Below are 14,860 nucleotides of genomic sequence, written 5' to 3'. Positions count from 1 at the left end.
CCCCCCGGCGCCGGGGAGGCCGGTCAGAGGTAGTCGGTGGTGTTCCGCACCGCTCCGAACCTCGGGAACGTGCGCCGCACGGCGAAGTCGTGCTCCTCGGCGGTGAGACCGGACATGGCGTCCGCGACGAACTCCAGCTCGTAGCCGTGGTCGCTCGCGGCCCGCGCGGTCGACTCCACGCCCATGGTCGTGACGAGCCCGCCGAGGACGAGGTCGATGAGCACGAGCCCGGCAGACATGAAGATCATTCTAGGAGTCCCGGTCCGCGCGGGGAGCCGGGGTCAGTCCCAGCGGGCGTTGCGCTGGCGCTTCACGGCACTGCGGCGCTTCTTGTTCTCCAGGCGGCGCTCGTTGATGCCGCGGGGGACCTTCTTCGGGATGCGCTTCTTCGGGGGTGGGGCCGTCGCCTCGGCCAGGATCGTCGCCAGGCGGGTGCGGGCGGCGTCCCGGTTGCGCTGCTGGGAGCGGTACTCCTCGGCGCGGATCGTGAGGACGCCGCGGACCAGCCGACCGGAGAGGCGCTCCAGGGCGCGGGCGCGCAGCGGCTCGGGGAGGGACGGGGAGTTCGCGACGTCGAAGGAGAGTTCGGCGGCGGTGGCGCTGGTGTTGACGTGCTGCCCGCCCGGCCCCGAGGAGCGGGAGAAGCGCCAGGCGAGCTCGGACTCTGGGATGGAGACCGAGCCGCGGACATGGATCTGGGCGGGCATGTCCCCATTGTCGCAGGGAAGGGTCGGATCGTCGCTCCAATAACTTCCGGCCCGCGGCCCTCGCTGGCGACCAGGAAAGTACTTACTTACACTGGGCGCCATGAATGCGCCTGCTATGGACGTGCCTGCCATGGACGATGGACTGTTCCGGGACTACGACCTCATCCGCGTCATCACGCGGGAGGGCGTGCTGATCGCCGCGGGCGGCGCCGCGTCGCTGCTGCAGACGGCCCATCCCAAGGTGGCGCAGGGCGTCTACGACCACAGCTACACGGCGGACGACCCGCTGCGCAGGCTGCGGAACACGATGGGGTGGCTCTACGCGGTGCAGTTCGGGACGCGGGAGGAGGCCGAGACGCTCAGCGCCCTCGTCACCAAGGGGCACGCGGCCGTCACCGGCCCCGACTACGAGGCGAACGACCCCGAGTTGCAGGTGTGGGTCGCGTCCACGCTGTTCGCGGTGGCGGTGCAGTTCTACCAGCTCGTCTTCCGGCGGACGTTCACCGAGGCGGAGCTCGCGGAGTTCTACGGGCAGACCAAGGTCTACGCGACGATCCTCGGCTGCCCGGAGGAGCGGATGCCGGAGACCTACCCGCAGTTCCGCGAGTACTACGCGGACATGCTGCACAGCCTGGAGATCAGTGACGCGTCGCGGGCCATCGCCGAGCAGGTGCTCCACCCGAGGCTGCCGGGCGGGCCGCTGCACGCGCCCGGCCTGATGGCGATCCGGCTGCTCACCGCGGGCCTGATGCCCGCGCCGATCCGCGAGCAGTACGGGTGGAGGTGGACCTCGGGACGGGAGCGCCGGTTCCGCCTCCTGGTCGGGGCGATCGCGCTCGTCTATCCGCGGCTCCCGCTGCGGGTCCGCACGCTGCCGCGGGAGTACTACCTGCTCACGACGCGGCGGATGCTGGCGAAGGTGAAGCGGCGCCCGGCCGTCCGGGTGCGGAGCTGAGCGCGGGGCGGCACAGAGCACGGGCGGCACAGAGCGGCCGCGTGACCCGCAGGCAGGTCACGCGGCCGCTCTCCCTTGCCGGGTCCTCCCACCCGGCCCGGCCGGGAGGACCCTCTGCCCCGGTCCGCCGTCCGTCCGCCCGCTCCCCCCAGAGCCCTGGCCGGACGGCGTCCCGGGTCAGACCTGTGCGCCGGCGATGATCGCGTCGGCGGCCTTCTTGGCGGAGTCGACCGGGATGGCGAAGCCGACCCCGATGTTCCCGCTGCTGCTCCCGGACGTGGCGATGGCGGTGTTGACGCCGATCACCTGGCCCGCGGCGTTGACCAGAGCGCCGCCGGAGTTGCCGGGGTTGATGGCGGCGTCGGTCTGGATCGCGTTCTTGATCACGGTCTGCTGCTGCTGCGACAGCCGCCCCTGGAGCCCCGGCGGGAGCTGCTGCTGGTCGCCGCCCTCCTGGATCTCGCGTCCGAGCGCGCTGACGATGCCGGACGTCACCGAACCGTCCAGCCCGAGCGGGCTGCCCACCGCCAGGACCTGGTCGCCGACCGCCACGGCGCGGCTGGAGCCGAGCGTCGCGGGCCTCAGGCCCGACACCCCCTCCGCCTTGACGACGGCGACGTCCTCCCCGGTGTTGGCGCCGAGGACCTGCGCGGACGCGGTCCTGCCGTCGCTGAACTTCACCGCGACCTGCTGGGCGCCGGACACCACGTGCGCGTTGGTGAGGATCACTCCGTTCGAGCGGAGGATCACGCCGGAACCGCCCTCCACGCCGGACGCCGTCCGGGCCTGGATCGACACGACGCTCGGCTGGACGGCGGCGGCGACCTGCGCGGTCGTGCTCTTGGACGCGACCCCGGAGACCGCCGTCGGGCTCGAGTAGACGGTGCTCTCGTGCGTCAGCGCCAGCGTCACCCCCGCGCCGGCGCCGCCCGCCCCCAGGGCCAGTGCCGTCGCGGCGCCCACGGCGGCGAGCTTGTGCCGCGCCGTGCCGAACATCCCCGCGCCGAACATGCCCGGACGGGACGGAGCGTCCGTCGGTGGCGGCGGGACGTTGCCCGTCCACTGCGGGTACGGGTCGAATCCGGGCCTTCCGGGCTCCCCGGCTCCGCCGGGCTCCCAGGGCTGCTGCTGCGGCCTGTCGGCGTTCATCTGGATCCCCCTGTCGCTCTCACCATGAAGAGTGCGCCCTGGGCCTGCAGGCCGCCTGGAGCCGACCTGAAAGTGTGCTGAACGCCTACAGTCATGAGAAAGCGGCCGAGGGGTCGGCCCCTCGGCCGCGGTGACCGGCCGGTCGCACCGATCGTCCGTCCAAGCTGGCCAGGGCGCGGCCTCCCGCTCCCCGTCGAGATCGGGGCGCGCCCTGTGCGTCCATTGGAACCCACGATCCTGAACGTTTCCTGAATGCCGCCTCTAGTCTTCCGCCAGAGGCAGGACGACCGTGAACGTCGCGCCCTCGCCGGGTGCGGAGTCGGCGCGGACCTCGCCGTCGTGGGCCGCGACGAGCGCGGCGACGATGGCCAGCCCGAGACCGGCGCCGCCGTGGTCGCGGGAGCGGCCCTCGTCGGAGCGGTAGAAGCGCTCGAAGACCCGGTCCACCTGCTCGGGGGCCAGGCCGGGCCCCTGGTCGGCGACCGCGACGACCGCCGCCGGCTCGCCGCGCAACGTGCCCGGCGACAGCCGCACCTCGATCGGTGTGCCCTCCGGCGTGTGCGCGACGGCGTTGCTGAGCAGGTTGCCGAGGACCTGGCGCAGCCGCGGCTCGTCACCCCGCACCTGGTACGCCAGTCCTCCCTCGACGGTGAGGTCGATCGTGCGCTCGGGTGCCAGGATTCTCGCCTCCTGGACAGCGTCGGCGGCGACGGCGAGCAGGTCCACCGGGCGCCGCTCGATCGGGCGCTGCCGGTCGAGCCGGGCGAGCAGCAGCAGGTCCTCCACGAGCAGGCCCATCCGGGACGCGGTCTCCTCGATCCGGCCGATCAGCCGCTCCGCCTCCTCGGGGGTGCGCGCCGCGCCCTGCCGGTAGAACTCGGCGAACCCGCGGATCGCGGTCAGCGGGGTCCGCAGCTCGTGGCTGGCGTCCGCGACGAACCGCCGCATCCGCTCCTCCGAGCGCAGCGCCGTCTCCTCGGATCGCCGGGCCGCGGCCTCCGACTCCGCGCGCGCCCGGAACGCCGCCTCGATCTGCCCGAGCATCGTGTTCAGCGACCGCCCGAGCCGCCCCATCTCCGTCCCCGGGTCGGCCTCCGGGACGCGCCGGGACAGGTCGCCCGCCGCGATCGCGCCCGCGGTCGCCTCCACCGCCCACAGCGGCCGCAGGCTGGCCCGGACGACGGCGACGCCCACGACCACCAGCACGGCCAGCACCAGCAGCCCGACGATCGCGTCGATCACCACGAGCCGCTGCACGGTCCGGTCAATCTCCTCCATGCTGAACGCGAGCACGAGCACCGTGCCGTCGGAGATCGGCTCGGCCAGGATCCGCCAGGTCGACCCGCCGGTCCCGGTGACGGTGAACGGCCGGTCGATGTGCCCGTTCAGGTTCGCCGGGAGCCGCGGATGGCCCGTCTCGCTCCACGCCTCGTTCTGCCCGAGCGAGCGGCCGTCGGTGGTGCGGACCTGCCCGTACATCTCGCTGGGAATCCGCACGGTGATCCGCGTCCGGCCGCTCTCCAGCTGCGGGACGACCTGGTCGATCGCCCGCCCGACCGAACCGCGCAGCTGGTCGTCGGCCCGTCCGACGAGGTACTGCCGCAGCACCGACGCGCCCGCCGCGCTCATCACCGTCATGCCGAGGGTGACCAGGACGAGCATCCCCGCGATCAGCTTGACGCGCAGCGACATGCGGGCCCACGTCCGTGCGAGGCCCCCGGCGGGCGCCGCGCCGGCGGCGCCCCGCACCTCGGGAGGGGCGGCGGTCGCCGGGGCCCGCGTGGCCATCAGCCCGTTCTCGTCGGCTCGCGCAGCACGTAGCCCACGCCGCGCAGGGTGTGGATGAGCCGCGGCTCGGTGTTGTCGACCTTGCGGCGCAGCGCGGACACGTACGACTCGACGATGCCCGCGTCGCCGCGGAAGTCGTAGTTCCACACGTGGTCGAGGATCTGCGCCTTGGACACGACGCGGCCCGCGTTGGCCATGAAGTAGCGCAGCAGCTTGAACTCGGTCGGCGACAGCTGGACGGGTCTGCGGCCGCGCCACACCTCGTGGCTGTCCTCGTCCAGCTCGATGTCGGCGAACACCATCCTCGGCGGCGGCTCGGTCGCCCCGCCGCGGAACCGGCGCAGCACCGCCCTGATGCGGGCGATGACCTCCTCCAGGCTGAACGGCTTGGTGACGTAGTCGTCGCCGCCGATCGTCAGCCCCTTGATCCGGTCCTGGACGGCGTCCCGCGCGGTCAGGAACAGCACGGGGGTGTGGTCGCCGCCGGACCGCAGCCGCCGCGCGACGTCGAACCCGTCGATGTCGGGCAGCATCACGTCCAGCACGATCAGGTCGGGGCGGTGCCGCCGCGCCGACTGCACCGCGTCCGCCCCGTTGGTGGCGGTGATCACGTCGAATCCGGTGAAGCGCAGGCTGCCGGCGAGGAGCTCCAGGATGTTGGGCTCGTCCTCGACGACGAGGAGCGTCGCCTCCGCCGTCCTGCCACCGTTCGCCGCACGTTCGACCACTTGCACAGTCCCCCTCCACATCATCGCAGAGGTTCGCATCCCAACCTGAACGTCTCCTGAATGCGCGCGGAGGACAGGCTGAGCGCACGCGCCGGACAGGCGGTCCGCATGGGACGGGAAGTGCCCGCGCCGCCTACTCGCGGAGCGCGCGGATCGCCCGCATGGCCTCGCGGCGGGCGTCCCCGGACAGCACGTCGATGTAGACCCTGCCCGCCAGGTGGTCGCACTCGTGCTGCAGGGCGCGGGCGAAGTACCCGGTGCCCTCGACGCGGACGGGCCTGCCCTTCACGTCAACGCCCTCGACGACGGCGTGGTGGTGGCGGGGGGTGTCGAAACGCAGGCCGGGGACGGACAGGCAGCCCTCCGACTCCACGACCCGCTCGCCGTCGGCGGCCACCAGCTCCGGGTTGACGACGTGGCCGATGTGGCGGCGGCCCTTGTCGTCCTCGACGTCGTAGACGAACAGCCGCAGCCCGACGCCGATCTGGTTCCCGGCGAGGCCGGCGCCGTCCTCCTCGTACATGGTGGCGAACATGTCGTCGACGAGGCGCTCCAGCGACGCGTCGAACGTCCGGACCGGGTCGCACTCGGTGCGCAGGACCGGGTCCCCGAGAAGCCTGACCGGGCGGGCGGTTCCGCGCGGATGGGTCCGTTTGCTCACGATCAAGATCCTATATCCCGGGAAACGCGGTCCCCCGAAACGCCGCGGGCGGTGCGGCGGGCCTGCTCAGGACCCGCCGCACCGCCCGCGGTGCGCGCGCTAGAGCTCGATGGGGCCGCGCGGCTGCTGCGGCGGGATGGGCGCGGTCGCCGGGCCGCCGGAGTCCTCGTCCGGACGCGCGGGCTTGGCCTGCGGCGGGACGGAGGGCGCCGGGCCGTCGCCGACCGGGGACGGCTCGGGCTTCTTGAGCGGGGGAGCGGTCTGCGGCGGGACCGACTGCGCCGGGCTCGCCTGCGCCGGAGCGGCGGCGGGCGCGGGCTTGGCCGGGGCCGGGGCCGGGGCCGGCTTCGCGGCGGCCGGCGCGGGCTTCGCCACCGGCTTGGCGCCCGGGGACGCGGGCTGCTGGGGAGCCGCCTGCGCGGGCTGCGCCTGCGGCGCCGGCTTGCCCTGGGCGCGGGGCGGCGAACTCTGCCGGACCGCGTCCTCGACCATCTTCTCCAGCGGACCGGCCTCGTTCTCGGCGGTCAGCAGCCGGTGCAGCGTCTCGCTGATCTCGGTGAGGCGCTGCAGGGCCTGGGTGTGGTTCTTGGTGAGCGCGGTGAGCCGCTGTGTCGCGCCCTCGTTGATCACGCTGGCGCGCCGCTCGGACGCGGTGAGGGTGCGCTCGGCCTCCAGCCGGGCGCCGGTCACCGTCTGCTCGGCCTCCTGCTTGGCGGCCGACAGGACGCTCTCGGACTCCTTCTTGGCGGAGGCGAGCACGTGCTCGGCCTTCTCCTGCGCCTGGGAGAGGTTCCGCTCGGCGTGCGAGCGGGCCTCGTCGATGATCCGCTTGGACTCCTGCTCGGCGTCCTTGCGGATCTCGGTGCCCCTGGCCTCGGCCTCGGCGAGCTTGTCCTGGGCCTCGTCCTCGGCGAGGTTGATGATCTGCCGGAGGCGGTCGCTGAGGTCGTCGCCGGTCGGCTTGCGGGCCTCCCGGACCTCGGCCATCTCGCGGCGGATCCGCTCGACCTCGTCCTGCGCGCGGGCGAGCCGCGCCTCTAGTTCACGGTGCTTCTGCTGGGCGCGGGCGATGTAGTCGTCGACCTGGCGGCGGTTGTAGCCGCGCATGACGATCTCGAAGGACTCTTCTTGGAGGAGGTTCGGCAGGATTTCGGCTTCGTTGCTCATGATGCCTAAGGGGTCGTTGGCGGGGGTCATCACCCCGTCAGGGTCGGTTGAGATGCGATCCTCACCCGCCGGTGAGCGGCCCACGGTGGGAAACGTCAGGACGACTCTTGTCCGGTCCACCCCATTCGCGCAACCGGAACCGCACTACTCGCAGCCGTTTCGTCACCTGGACATGCGCGACAAACTATCCAATCTGCGGAGAAAACCCTCCGCCGGGGGACGGCTACCATCGGCGCCATGAGCTACCTGGGAGCGTTGGGCGAGGACCGGCCGAAGATCGACCCCGCGGCGTGGGTCGCGCCCGGCGCGGTCGTGGTCGGACGGGTGACGCTGGGCCGCGCGTCCAGCGTCTGGTACGGCTCGGTGCTGCGCGGGGACGACGAGGAGATCATCGTCGGCGAGGAGTGCAACATCCAGGACCTCAGCTGCATGCACTCCGACCCGGGCATGCCCGCGGTCCTGGAGGACCGGGTCAGCCTCGGCCACAAGGCGATGGTGCACGGCGCCCACGTCGAGGCCGGCTCGCTCATCGGCATCGGCGCCATCGTGCTGAACGGCGCCCGGATCGGCTCCGGGACGCTGATCGCTGCCGGCGCGCTCGTCCCGCCCGGCAAGAAGATCCCGTCCGGGGTGCTCGTCGCGGGCACCCCCGGCAAGATCGTCCGGGAGCTCACCGACGACGACCGGGCGGTCCTGCGGTACACGCCCGAGGTGTACGTCCAGAAGGCCGAGCGGCACCGCACCGCCCAGTGGGACTGAACCGTCCAGGGGGCTGAACCGCGCAGGGGGCTGAACCGCGCAGGGGGCTGAACCGCGCAGGGGGCTGAGCGGCTCGCCCGACCGAAATGCGCGGTACGGCCGACCGCGAACTGCCCCGCGGATCGCCCGGCCCCACTGTTTCCCGCCTCTGATAATTCGCTGACCTGCGGGGACACGGCGAATGGGCCGGTGAGGGGAGCCCCGGCCGGATTCTGCTGACTACCATGACCATCGTGGTGTGGGGACCGGGCTATGGCAGTGCTCCGCCGCCCAGCCCCGCTGCGGGGCAGGATCCGTTCACGGAGGCAGAGCGCGACACGAGGGCGATGGTGGCCGCCGCATGGTGGCCGTCGGCGCCTCCGCAGCAGCGCCATCACGCCATCGCGGGGCGCATGCTCGTCCTGCCGGACGGGACGTGGTGGCTGTTCGGGGCGTGGGCCCGCTGGTACCGGCTGCACCCGTCCGACGGGCAGTGGTACCTGTGCCCGCCGCCGCGCATCCCCGCCGTCCGGATGGCCGCGCGGCCCGCGCAGCAGCGGCCCGGGCAGGTGCCCGCGCTGCCGCCGCACGTCATCCCCGCCGGGCCCGACTTCTCCTACGACCCGCCGTCCGGGCTGCCCTTCGTCGCGCACGGGTTCGCGACCGAGCTGACCTCGCGGGTCCGCTCGACCGTCGAGTCCGCCGCCACGCTGGCCGCGCAGGACTACCCGCACTGGTGGCGGGAGTTCACGAGCGAGGCGCCGTCCACCGTCGCCGTCGCCTGGGGCGTGATGCTCTGGTGCTCCGCCGCGCCCGCGTTCGACTCGCGGCTGGACGCCCAGATGCTCGACCTGTGGAAGCCCTACCGCGCGAGGCCCCTCCCCGACGTGGACGGCCCGCGCTGGCTCACCCCGCCCGCCCTGGAGTCTCTGGTCGCGCTCTACTCCGAGCGGCTGCGCGCCAGCCGGGTGGACGCGGCGGTCGTCGTCCTGCGGACGATGTGGGCCGTCGCCAGCGCGCTGCGCGACGACGTCCGGTTCCAGGTGAGGGCGGACGCGCTGCTCGCCATCCTCGGCACCACCCTGTCCAACCCCACCGTCGACTACGGGGCGCTGCCCTACGGGGACCAGGCGATCGTCCAGCAGTGGCTGACGCGGTGCCCGCCCAACCTCGTGCCCGCGCTGAGGAACGAGAGCTCGCCGGGGGACAACTTCCGGCACGCCTTCTACACGCTCAGCGAGCTGATAGCCGACCTGTCGGGCGACCCCGCCGAACCGGCCTACATCGAGCCCCGGCTGGTGGCCGCCGCGCTGCTGGCCGCCGACCTGGACGTCGTCCGCAAGGACATGGTGGGCACCATCGTCCCCTGGCTGGACCCGGAGATCCGCTACACCGTGCAGGGGGTGTCGGAGCAGCGGGGGCATCCGCTGCGCCGGCTGTGGCCGCAGGACATGCGCCTTCCGGAGCCGCTGCGGTCGGCCGCCGGATCCGGTCCGGGCGCCGAGTCGCTGCTGGCGGCCATGTACGAGGTCGACCTCGCGTGGTGCCGGCTCGGCGGCATGCCCGCCCGGCCCCGCGGCTTCCCCGTCCCGACCGCGATCGTCGCCGGGATCATCGGACGCAACCGGGCCCGCGCCACGGCCGCCGCGCCGACGTCCACGCCCAGCCCGGTGCCGCAGCAGCCGTCCCCGTTCAACATGCCGAGCCAGCCCGGCCTCGCCCCCGGCGCGTCGCCGCAGGGGGCGTCCGGGGCGAACTTCGCGCCGTCCGAGCCCGACCGCCCCTTCGTCCAGCCGCCCGCGCAGCCCGGCTGGGAGAACGCGCCCGGCCCCGCCGCCGGGCATGCCCAGACCCCGGCGCCCGGCCAAGGGCAGCAGGCCGCGTTCAACTCCCCGGGGTTCGCCGCCCCGGATCCGATGATGGGCGGCCACTCGCCCGCCGAGGACGACAAGGACGAGGCCGCCGCCGCGCCGCCGTACACCGAACTCGGCTTCCAGCGCCCCGGCGCGGCCCCGCCCGCACCCGTGCAGAGTCCCGGAGCCGTGCCGCCCGCACCCGTGCAGAGTCCCGGAGCCATGCAGAGCCCGGCACCGCCCGCGCCGATGCAGAGCCCGCCGCTGCCCTCGTCTCCAGCGCTGCCCTCGTCTCCAGCACAGCCCTCGTCTCCAGCACAGCCCGCCGTGCCCGAGCCGGTCCAGGCGGGCCACACGCCCGCGCCCCCTCAGGAGGCAGGCGGCTTCTCCCCTCCCGAGGAGGAGAAGCAGGACGACAACTTCCTGCCGCCGTACACGCAGCTGGGCTACCAGCCTGCTGGCTCTGCGCCCCCGCCCCAGCCGAACGTCCAGCCGGGTCCGGCGGGCCCTGCGCAGCCCCCGTCCCCGGCCGAGCCGCAGCCCCAGGCGTTCGACCCGTACGCGACGCGCGTGGAGGACCAGGGCGGCCCGCCTCAGCAGAGCCGGCAGGCCCCGCCGGGGCAGCCGCCGGGAACGCGCATCCTCGGCCCGGACGACCTCGAAGACGGTCCGCCGAACCCCGGGCCGCCGCCCGTCCCGGGAGGCGGCCCGGGGACGAAGGTCATGTCCCAGACGATGGTCGGCGACTTCGACTTCCTGGACGACACGCCCTCGCCGGACCAGCCCGTCAGCGAGATCCCGCCGCCGAGCGACCGCAGCACCCGCCGCGTCCTGGAGCGGTTCGGGTTCGGCTTCGTGTACGGCGAGCACGACGCCGCGGCGCTGCTCGGCGACCTGAAGGCGCAGGCCGAGGAGTGGAACGCGGCGGGCGAGGACATCGAGCGCACCCGCGTGGACGGCGCGCCGAGCTCGATCAAGGCCGGCGTGCCCGGTGTGCTGCTGGTCGGCAAGCCGCACTCGGGGCAGCGGCGGCTCTCCCGGATGATCGCGCTGACGCTGGCCAACGCCGGGCTCGGCGACGGGTCGATCCGCGCGCACGACGCCGAGGACGTCCGGAACGCGCCGCCGGAGCGGATCGGGCAGCTGCTCGGGCAGCCGGGCCCGGTGATCCTCTTCGAGCGGCTGGACGTGGCCGTCACCGGCGCGGCCGACCCGGCCGCGGTCGTCGGCGCGGTGCGCCGCGCCCGCCGCGACCCGGTGAACACCACCCCGGTGATCGCGACCTGCGAGCCGGGCGCCTACAAGCGGCTGCTCCAGGAGCACCCGAAGCTCGTGCAGGCGTTCCGCGTCCACCGGCTGCCCGACTTCGGCGACCTCGACAACCGGATGACGCTGCTGCACCTGCTGGCGGAGGAGCGGCGCGTCACGATCGGCGCGTCGGCCCTGGAGGTGGTCCGCGCCGACCTGGAGCGGCTCCGCGGACCGGGCGACCTGGTCAACGCGCGGCTCGTCGAGGCGTACCTGGACCAGGCGGCCCAGCGCAACATGGAGCGCGCCGGGGCGTCCCACGACCGGCTCGTGCTGACCCCGGACGACCTCGCGGGCGTCGCCGAGGGGATCGAGCCGGCGCTGCGCCCGCCCGGCGACATCGACGGCTACCTGCGGCAGCTCGACCAGCTCACCGGGCTGGAGGACGTGAAGGCGGCCGTGCTGGAGCTGACCGAGGAGGCGGGGCTCGCGGCCGACCGGGCCCGGTACGGGGTGTCCGGCGGCGACGCGCGGCACCTGGTGTTCACGGGGCCGCCCGGCACCGGCAAGACGACCGTCGCCGGCCTCGTCGGCGGCATCTACGCGGCGCTCGGGCTGCTGGACTCCGGACACGTGGTCGCCTGCCGCCCGGTCCACCTGGCGGGCCGCGACCGGGTCGACACCGAGAACCGGGTCGCGGGCATGGTCGACCAGGCGCTCGGCGGCGTGCTGCTCATCCAGGAGGCGTACCTGCTCGACCGGTCTCCCGCCGTGGTGGAGGAACTGCTGCGCCGTATGCGGCAGGGCGCGGCGGGCAGGGCCCGGTTCATGGTGGTGTGCTCCAGTCCGGCGGCGGAGATGGAGGGCTTCCTCGCGGGCAGTCCCGAGTTCCGCGCCGAGTTCGGGCGGATCCTGGAGTTCACCGGGATGGGCGACCGCGACATGGTCCGGCTGTTCCAGAGCTATGCCGAGCGCGACCTTTACATGCTGGACGAGGAGCTGCGCGTCGAGCTGCTCAACCGGTTCTCGCGGCTGCGGGAGGACCCGCAGTTCGCCTACGCGCGGACGGTGCGCGCGCTGTTCGAGCAGACCGTGGCGCGGCAGGCGGCCCGGCTCGCGGGCGCCGACGTCAACGCCGCGACCGTGGCCCGGCTGACGGTCCGCGACCTGCCCGAGACGTCGCTGGAGCAGATGCTCGGCGGCTTCCACCAGGGGACCCGGGAGGGGTTCCGGCCGGGGCGGTGACCGGCCCGTCCGTGCCATGCGGCACGGGCCGCGCGCATCAGACGGGCGCCACCTGGGAAGGCTAGGCAGTCCGGGGTGCGGCTCCCGGGATCGGTGGGCCGCGGCCGTCTGGCGGCGCCTACCCCCCGGCGGGGGATCTCCCCCGGACGGACAGGGTCGGAGTGGCCCTCGAATGGCCCTCTTGGGTCATGTGCCCGCCGGGGCGAGGCGCGTAGCCTCGACGACGGGTGTGGGGAACGAACGGAGGTGGACGCGGTGCGCCAGAACCTCGATTTGCGCGTCCACGACCGCGTTGCGCTGGACGAGATCGAACTCTATGCCGAGATGCTGAGCGCGGTGGCCGCGGCGGAGCGGCCGCTGACCATCGCGGAGATCGACATGGTGCTCGGAGTGCGGTCCGGCGAGGCCGGTCGTCGTGAGCTGACGCCACGGGATTGAACCACCGCTGCCGGGGACGCCGTTTGGGGCGTCCCCGGTTCGTCTTTTCAGTCCGCCGAAGCTCGCCGCCCAGGTCGCGGCACTGTAACGAATCTCACTCGTGGTCATCCCTGTCGGGGCGCACGGCCGTCCCGCAAGCCCCGTTCTGACGGGCGTTCCCCCAGATTGGGGACTTCTCGCGGGGTATGTACCTCCTGATCTAGGGCAACCTTGTAGGTGAGAGGATGGCGGACAGCAGCCGAAGCCGGGGCAAAGGTTCTTTTTACGGCTGGTTGCGCCTACGATCCTCTGCGGACTGTTCCGGCACTTCAGGAGAACGACGTGCGCTTGCGTCTCACGCCGCGTGAGGACAGCTTCTACGACATGTTCGCCGACTCGGCGAACAACCTGGTCACCGGCGCCAGGTTGCTCGTGGAACTCATCAGCGACGGCGCCGACCGCGCGGCGATCGCGGAGAAGATGCGCGCCTGCGAGCATGCGGGCGACGAAAACACCCACGCGATCATGCGTCGGTTGAACGAAACGTTCATCACTCCGTTCGACCGCGAGGACATCTACCGGCTGGCCTCCACGATCGACGACGTCATGGACGAGATGGAGGAGGCCGCGGACCTCGTCGTGCTCTACAAGATCGACGAGTTCCCGAAGGGCGTCGTCCACATGGTCGAGGTCCTGGAGCGCGCCGCCGAGCTGACCGCCGAGGCCATGCCCCGGCTGCGCTCGATGAAGGAGCTCAACGAGTACTGGATCGAGATCAACCGGCTCGAGAACCAGGGCGACCAGGTCTACCGCAAGCTGCTGGCCCAGCTGTTCAGCGGCGAGTACGACACCCTGACCGTGCTGAAGCTGAAGCAGATCATCGACCGCCTCGAGGACGCCGCGGACGCGTTCGAGCACGTGGCGAACACGGTCGAGACCATAGCGGTCAAGGAATCATGAGCGCTGCCGAGGACCCCGGCGCCACCCTCACCCGCGAGTCCCCGGCCGGCGCCGAGACCCTGGGCGAGCAGGCGACCCGCCGGGTGTCCGGACGCGCCTGGCTGCTGCTGCTGGCGGGCGTGCTGGTCGTCATGATCGCGGGCGTGTTCGGCCTGCGCTCGGACGCCCAGCTGGCGGTGCTGGCCCTCGTCGTCGTGGTGGCCCTGGTGTTCGACTACACCAACGGGTTCCACGACGCGGCCAACGCGATCGCCACGGCGGTCTCGACCCGGGCGCTCACCCCGCGGGTGGCGCTCGGCATGGCCGCCGCGATGAACATGATCGGCGCTCTGCTCGGCGTCGGCGTCGCCAAGACGGTCAGCGAGGTCATCACGCCGCCGACCGGCCTGCACGGCCTCACCGTCGTCGCGGCCGGCGTGCTCGGCGCGATCACCTGGAACCTGATCACCTGGTACTTCGGGCTGCCGTCGTCGTCCTCGCACGCGCTGATCGGCGGGGTGGTGGGGGCCGGGCTGGCCTCGCTGTCGGACGTCAACTGGACCAGTGTGGTCGACAAGGTCGCGGTGCCGATGGTGCTGTCCCCGGTGGTCGGGTTCTGCCTCGCCTACCTGGCCATGGTCGCGATCCTGTGGATCTTCCGGCGGTCCAACCCGAGCCGGGTCGGCCGCCGCTTCCGCATCGCGCAGACCATGTCGGCCGCGTCCCTCGCGCTCGGCCACGGGCTGCAGGACGCGCAGAAGACGATGGGCATCATCGTCCTCGCGCTGGTCACGACCGGGCACTCGGACGGCAAGACCGTCCCCTGGTGGGTCATCATCGCCTGTGCGGGCGCGCTGTCGGCCGGAACCTACGCGGGCGGCTGGCGCATCATGCGCACGCTGGGCCGCAAGGTGATCGAGGTCGATCCGCCGAAGGGCTTCGCCGCGGAGGCGACCGCCTCCCTCGTGCTCTACGCGACCGCGTTCATCTGGCACGCTCCAATCTCCACCACCCACACGATCACTTCGGCGATCATGGGGTCGGGCGCCACCAAGCGGCTCTCCGCGGTCCGCTGGGGCGTCGCGGGCAACATCCTGATCGCCTGGGTGCTCACGATGCCCGCCGCCGGGGCGGTCGCGGCGATCGTCTACTACGTCGTCCACTTCTTCGGCGCGTGACATCCGGGGCCCGCCCCCGAGCGAAATGCCGAGCGGACATGCGTGTGGCCCGTGCCCCGGCGCCTGAGGCGCCCGGACACGGGCCAC

Annotated in this window: 13 protein-coding genes; 6 read left to right on the top strand and 7 right to left on the bottom strand. The window is 73.0% G+C overall.

Annotated features, from left to right (window positions below; all coding sequences use genetic code 11):
* Positions 1–23 precede the first annotated feature (23 nt).
* Together K4S16_RS33890 and arfB are read right to left on the bottom strand one after the other, a co-directional pair.
* Positions 24–239 carry an isochorismatase family protein gene (locus K4S16_RS33890; protein ID WP_200842268.1) on the bottom strand — a complete coding sequence of 72 codons (216 nt, stop codon included), beginning with the start codon at positions 237–239 and terminating at the stop codon, positions 24–26.
* A gap of 42 nt (positions 240–281) precedes the next feature.
* A complete protein-coding gene (arfB, locus tag K4S16_RS33885) occupies positions 282–707 on the bottom strand; it encodes an alternative ribosome rescue aminoacyl-tRNA hydrolase ArfB (RefSeq protein ID WP_149263138.1) in 426 nt (141 codons plus the stop codon).
* Positions 708–837: 130 nt separating this feature from the next.
* Between arfB and K4S16_RS33880 the strand changes: the two genes are divergently transcribed.
* Positions 838–1,662 carry an oxygenase MpaB family protein gene (locus K4S16_RS33880; protein WP_149263137.1) on the top strand — a complete coding sequence of 275 codons (825 nt, stop codon included), beginning with the start codon at positions 838–840 and terminating at the stop codon, positions 1,660–1,662.
* A gap of 177 nt (positions 1,663–1,839) precedes the next feature.
* On the opposite strand, the gene K4S16_RS33875 is transcribed toward K4S16_RS33880, so the two are convergent.
* From K4S16_RS33875 to K4S16_RS33855, 5 genes are all read right to left on the bottom strand, one after another.
* On the bottom strand, positions 1,840–2,811 hold the full coding sequence (locus K4S16_RS33875; RefSeq protein ID WP_149263136.1) for a S1C family serine protease: 972 nt from the start codon (positions 2,809–2,811) through the stop codon (positions 1,840–1,842).
* Positions 2,812–3,072: 261 nt separating this feature from the next.
* The gene (locus K4S16_RS33870) at positions 3,073–4,599 is read right to left on the bottom strand and encodes a cell wall metabolism sensor histidine kinase WalK (protein WP_200842267.1); all 1,527 of its coding nucleotides are present in this window, start codon (positions 4,597–4,599) and stop codon (positions 3,073–3,075) included.
* Positions 4,599–5,348, bottom strand: coding sequence for a response regulator transcription factor (locus tag K4S16_RS33865; protein WP_149263135.1), 750 nt, complete (start codon positions 5,346–5,348; stop codon positions 4,599–4,601). The genes K4S16_RS33870 and K4S16_RS33865 overlap by 1 nt, the downstream gene beginning before the upstream one ends.
* Before the next feature lie 112 nt (positions 5,349–5,460).
* A complete protein-coding gene (def, locus tag K4S16_RS33860; RefSeq protein ID WP_235037239.1) occupies positions 5,461–5,988 on the bottom strand; it encodes a peptide deformylase in 528 nt (175 codons plus the stop codon).
* Positions 5,989–6,087: 99 nt separating this feature from the next.
* Positions 6,088–7,155: a DivIVA domain-containing protein gene (locus K4S16_RS33855; protein ID WP_149263133.1), complete on the bottom strand. Its 1,068-nt coding sequence runs from the start codon at positions 7,153–7,155 to the stop codon at positions 6,088–6,090.
* Positions 7,156–7,392: 237 nt separating this feature from the next.
* Between K4S16_RS33855 and K4S16_RS33850 the strand changes: the two genes are divergently transcribed.
* The 5 genes from K4S16_RS33850 to K4S16_RS33830 all read left to right on the top strand — a co-directional run bounded on the left by K4S16_RS33850 (position 7,393) and on the right by K4S16_RS33830 (position 14,773).
* A complete protein-coding gene (locus K4S16_RS33850; RefSeq protein WP_149263132.1) occupies positions 7,393–7,914 on the top strand; it encodes a gamma carbonic anhydrase family protein in 522 nt (173 codons plus the stop codon).
* Positions 7,915–8,138: 224 nt separating this feature from the next.
* Positions 8,139–12,239, top strand: a complete 4,101-nt coding sequence (locus tag K4S16_RS33845; RefSeq protein WP_149263131.1) for an AAA family ATPase — start codon at positions 8,139–8,141, stop codon at positions 12,237–12,239.
* Between the two features lie 246 nt (positions 12,240–12,485).
* Positions 12,486–12,677: a hypothetical protein gene (locus K4S16_RS33840; RefSeq protein WP_308800926.1), complete on the top strand. Its 192-nt coding sequence runs from the start codon at positions 12,486–12,488 to the stop codon at positions 12,675–12,677.
* 321 nt (positions 12,678–12,998) lie between these two features.
* Entirely contained in the window at positions 12,999–13,616 is a 618-nt protein-coding gene (locus K4S16_RS33835) for a DUF47 domain-containing protein (protein ID WP_149263130.1), read from the top strand.
* A 131-nt stretch (positions 13,617–13,747) separates the two neighbouring features.
* Positions 13,748–14,773, top strand: a complete 1,026-nt coding sequence (locus tag K4S16_RS33830) for an inorganic phosphate transporter (RefSeq protein ID WP_149263157.1) — start codon at positions 13,748–13,750, stop codon at positions 14,771–14,773.
* Positions 14,774–14,860: the final 87 nt, after the last annotated feature.

Origin of the sequence: Actinomadura sp. K4S16, from assembly GCF_008327685.1 — a bacterium.
Lineage (GTDB): Bacteria > Actinomycetota > Actinomycetes > Streptosporangiales > Streptosporangiaceae > Spirillospora.
This window is presented reverse-complemented; position numbering and strand designations above follow the sequence as displayed.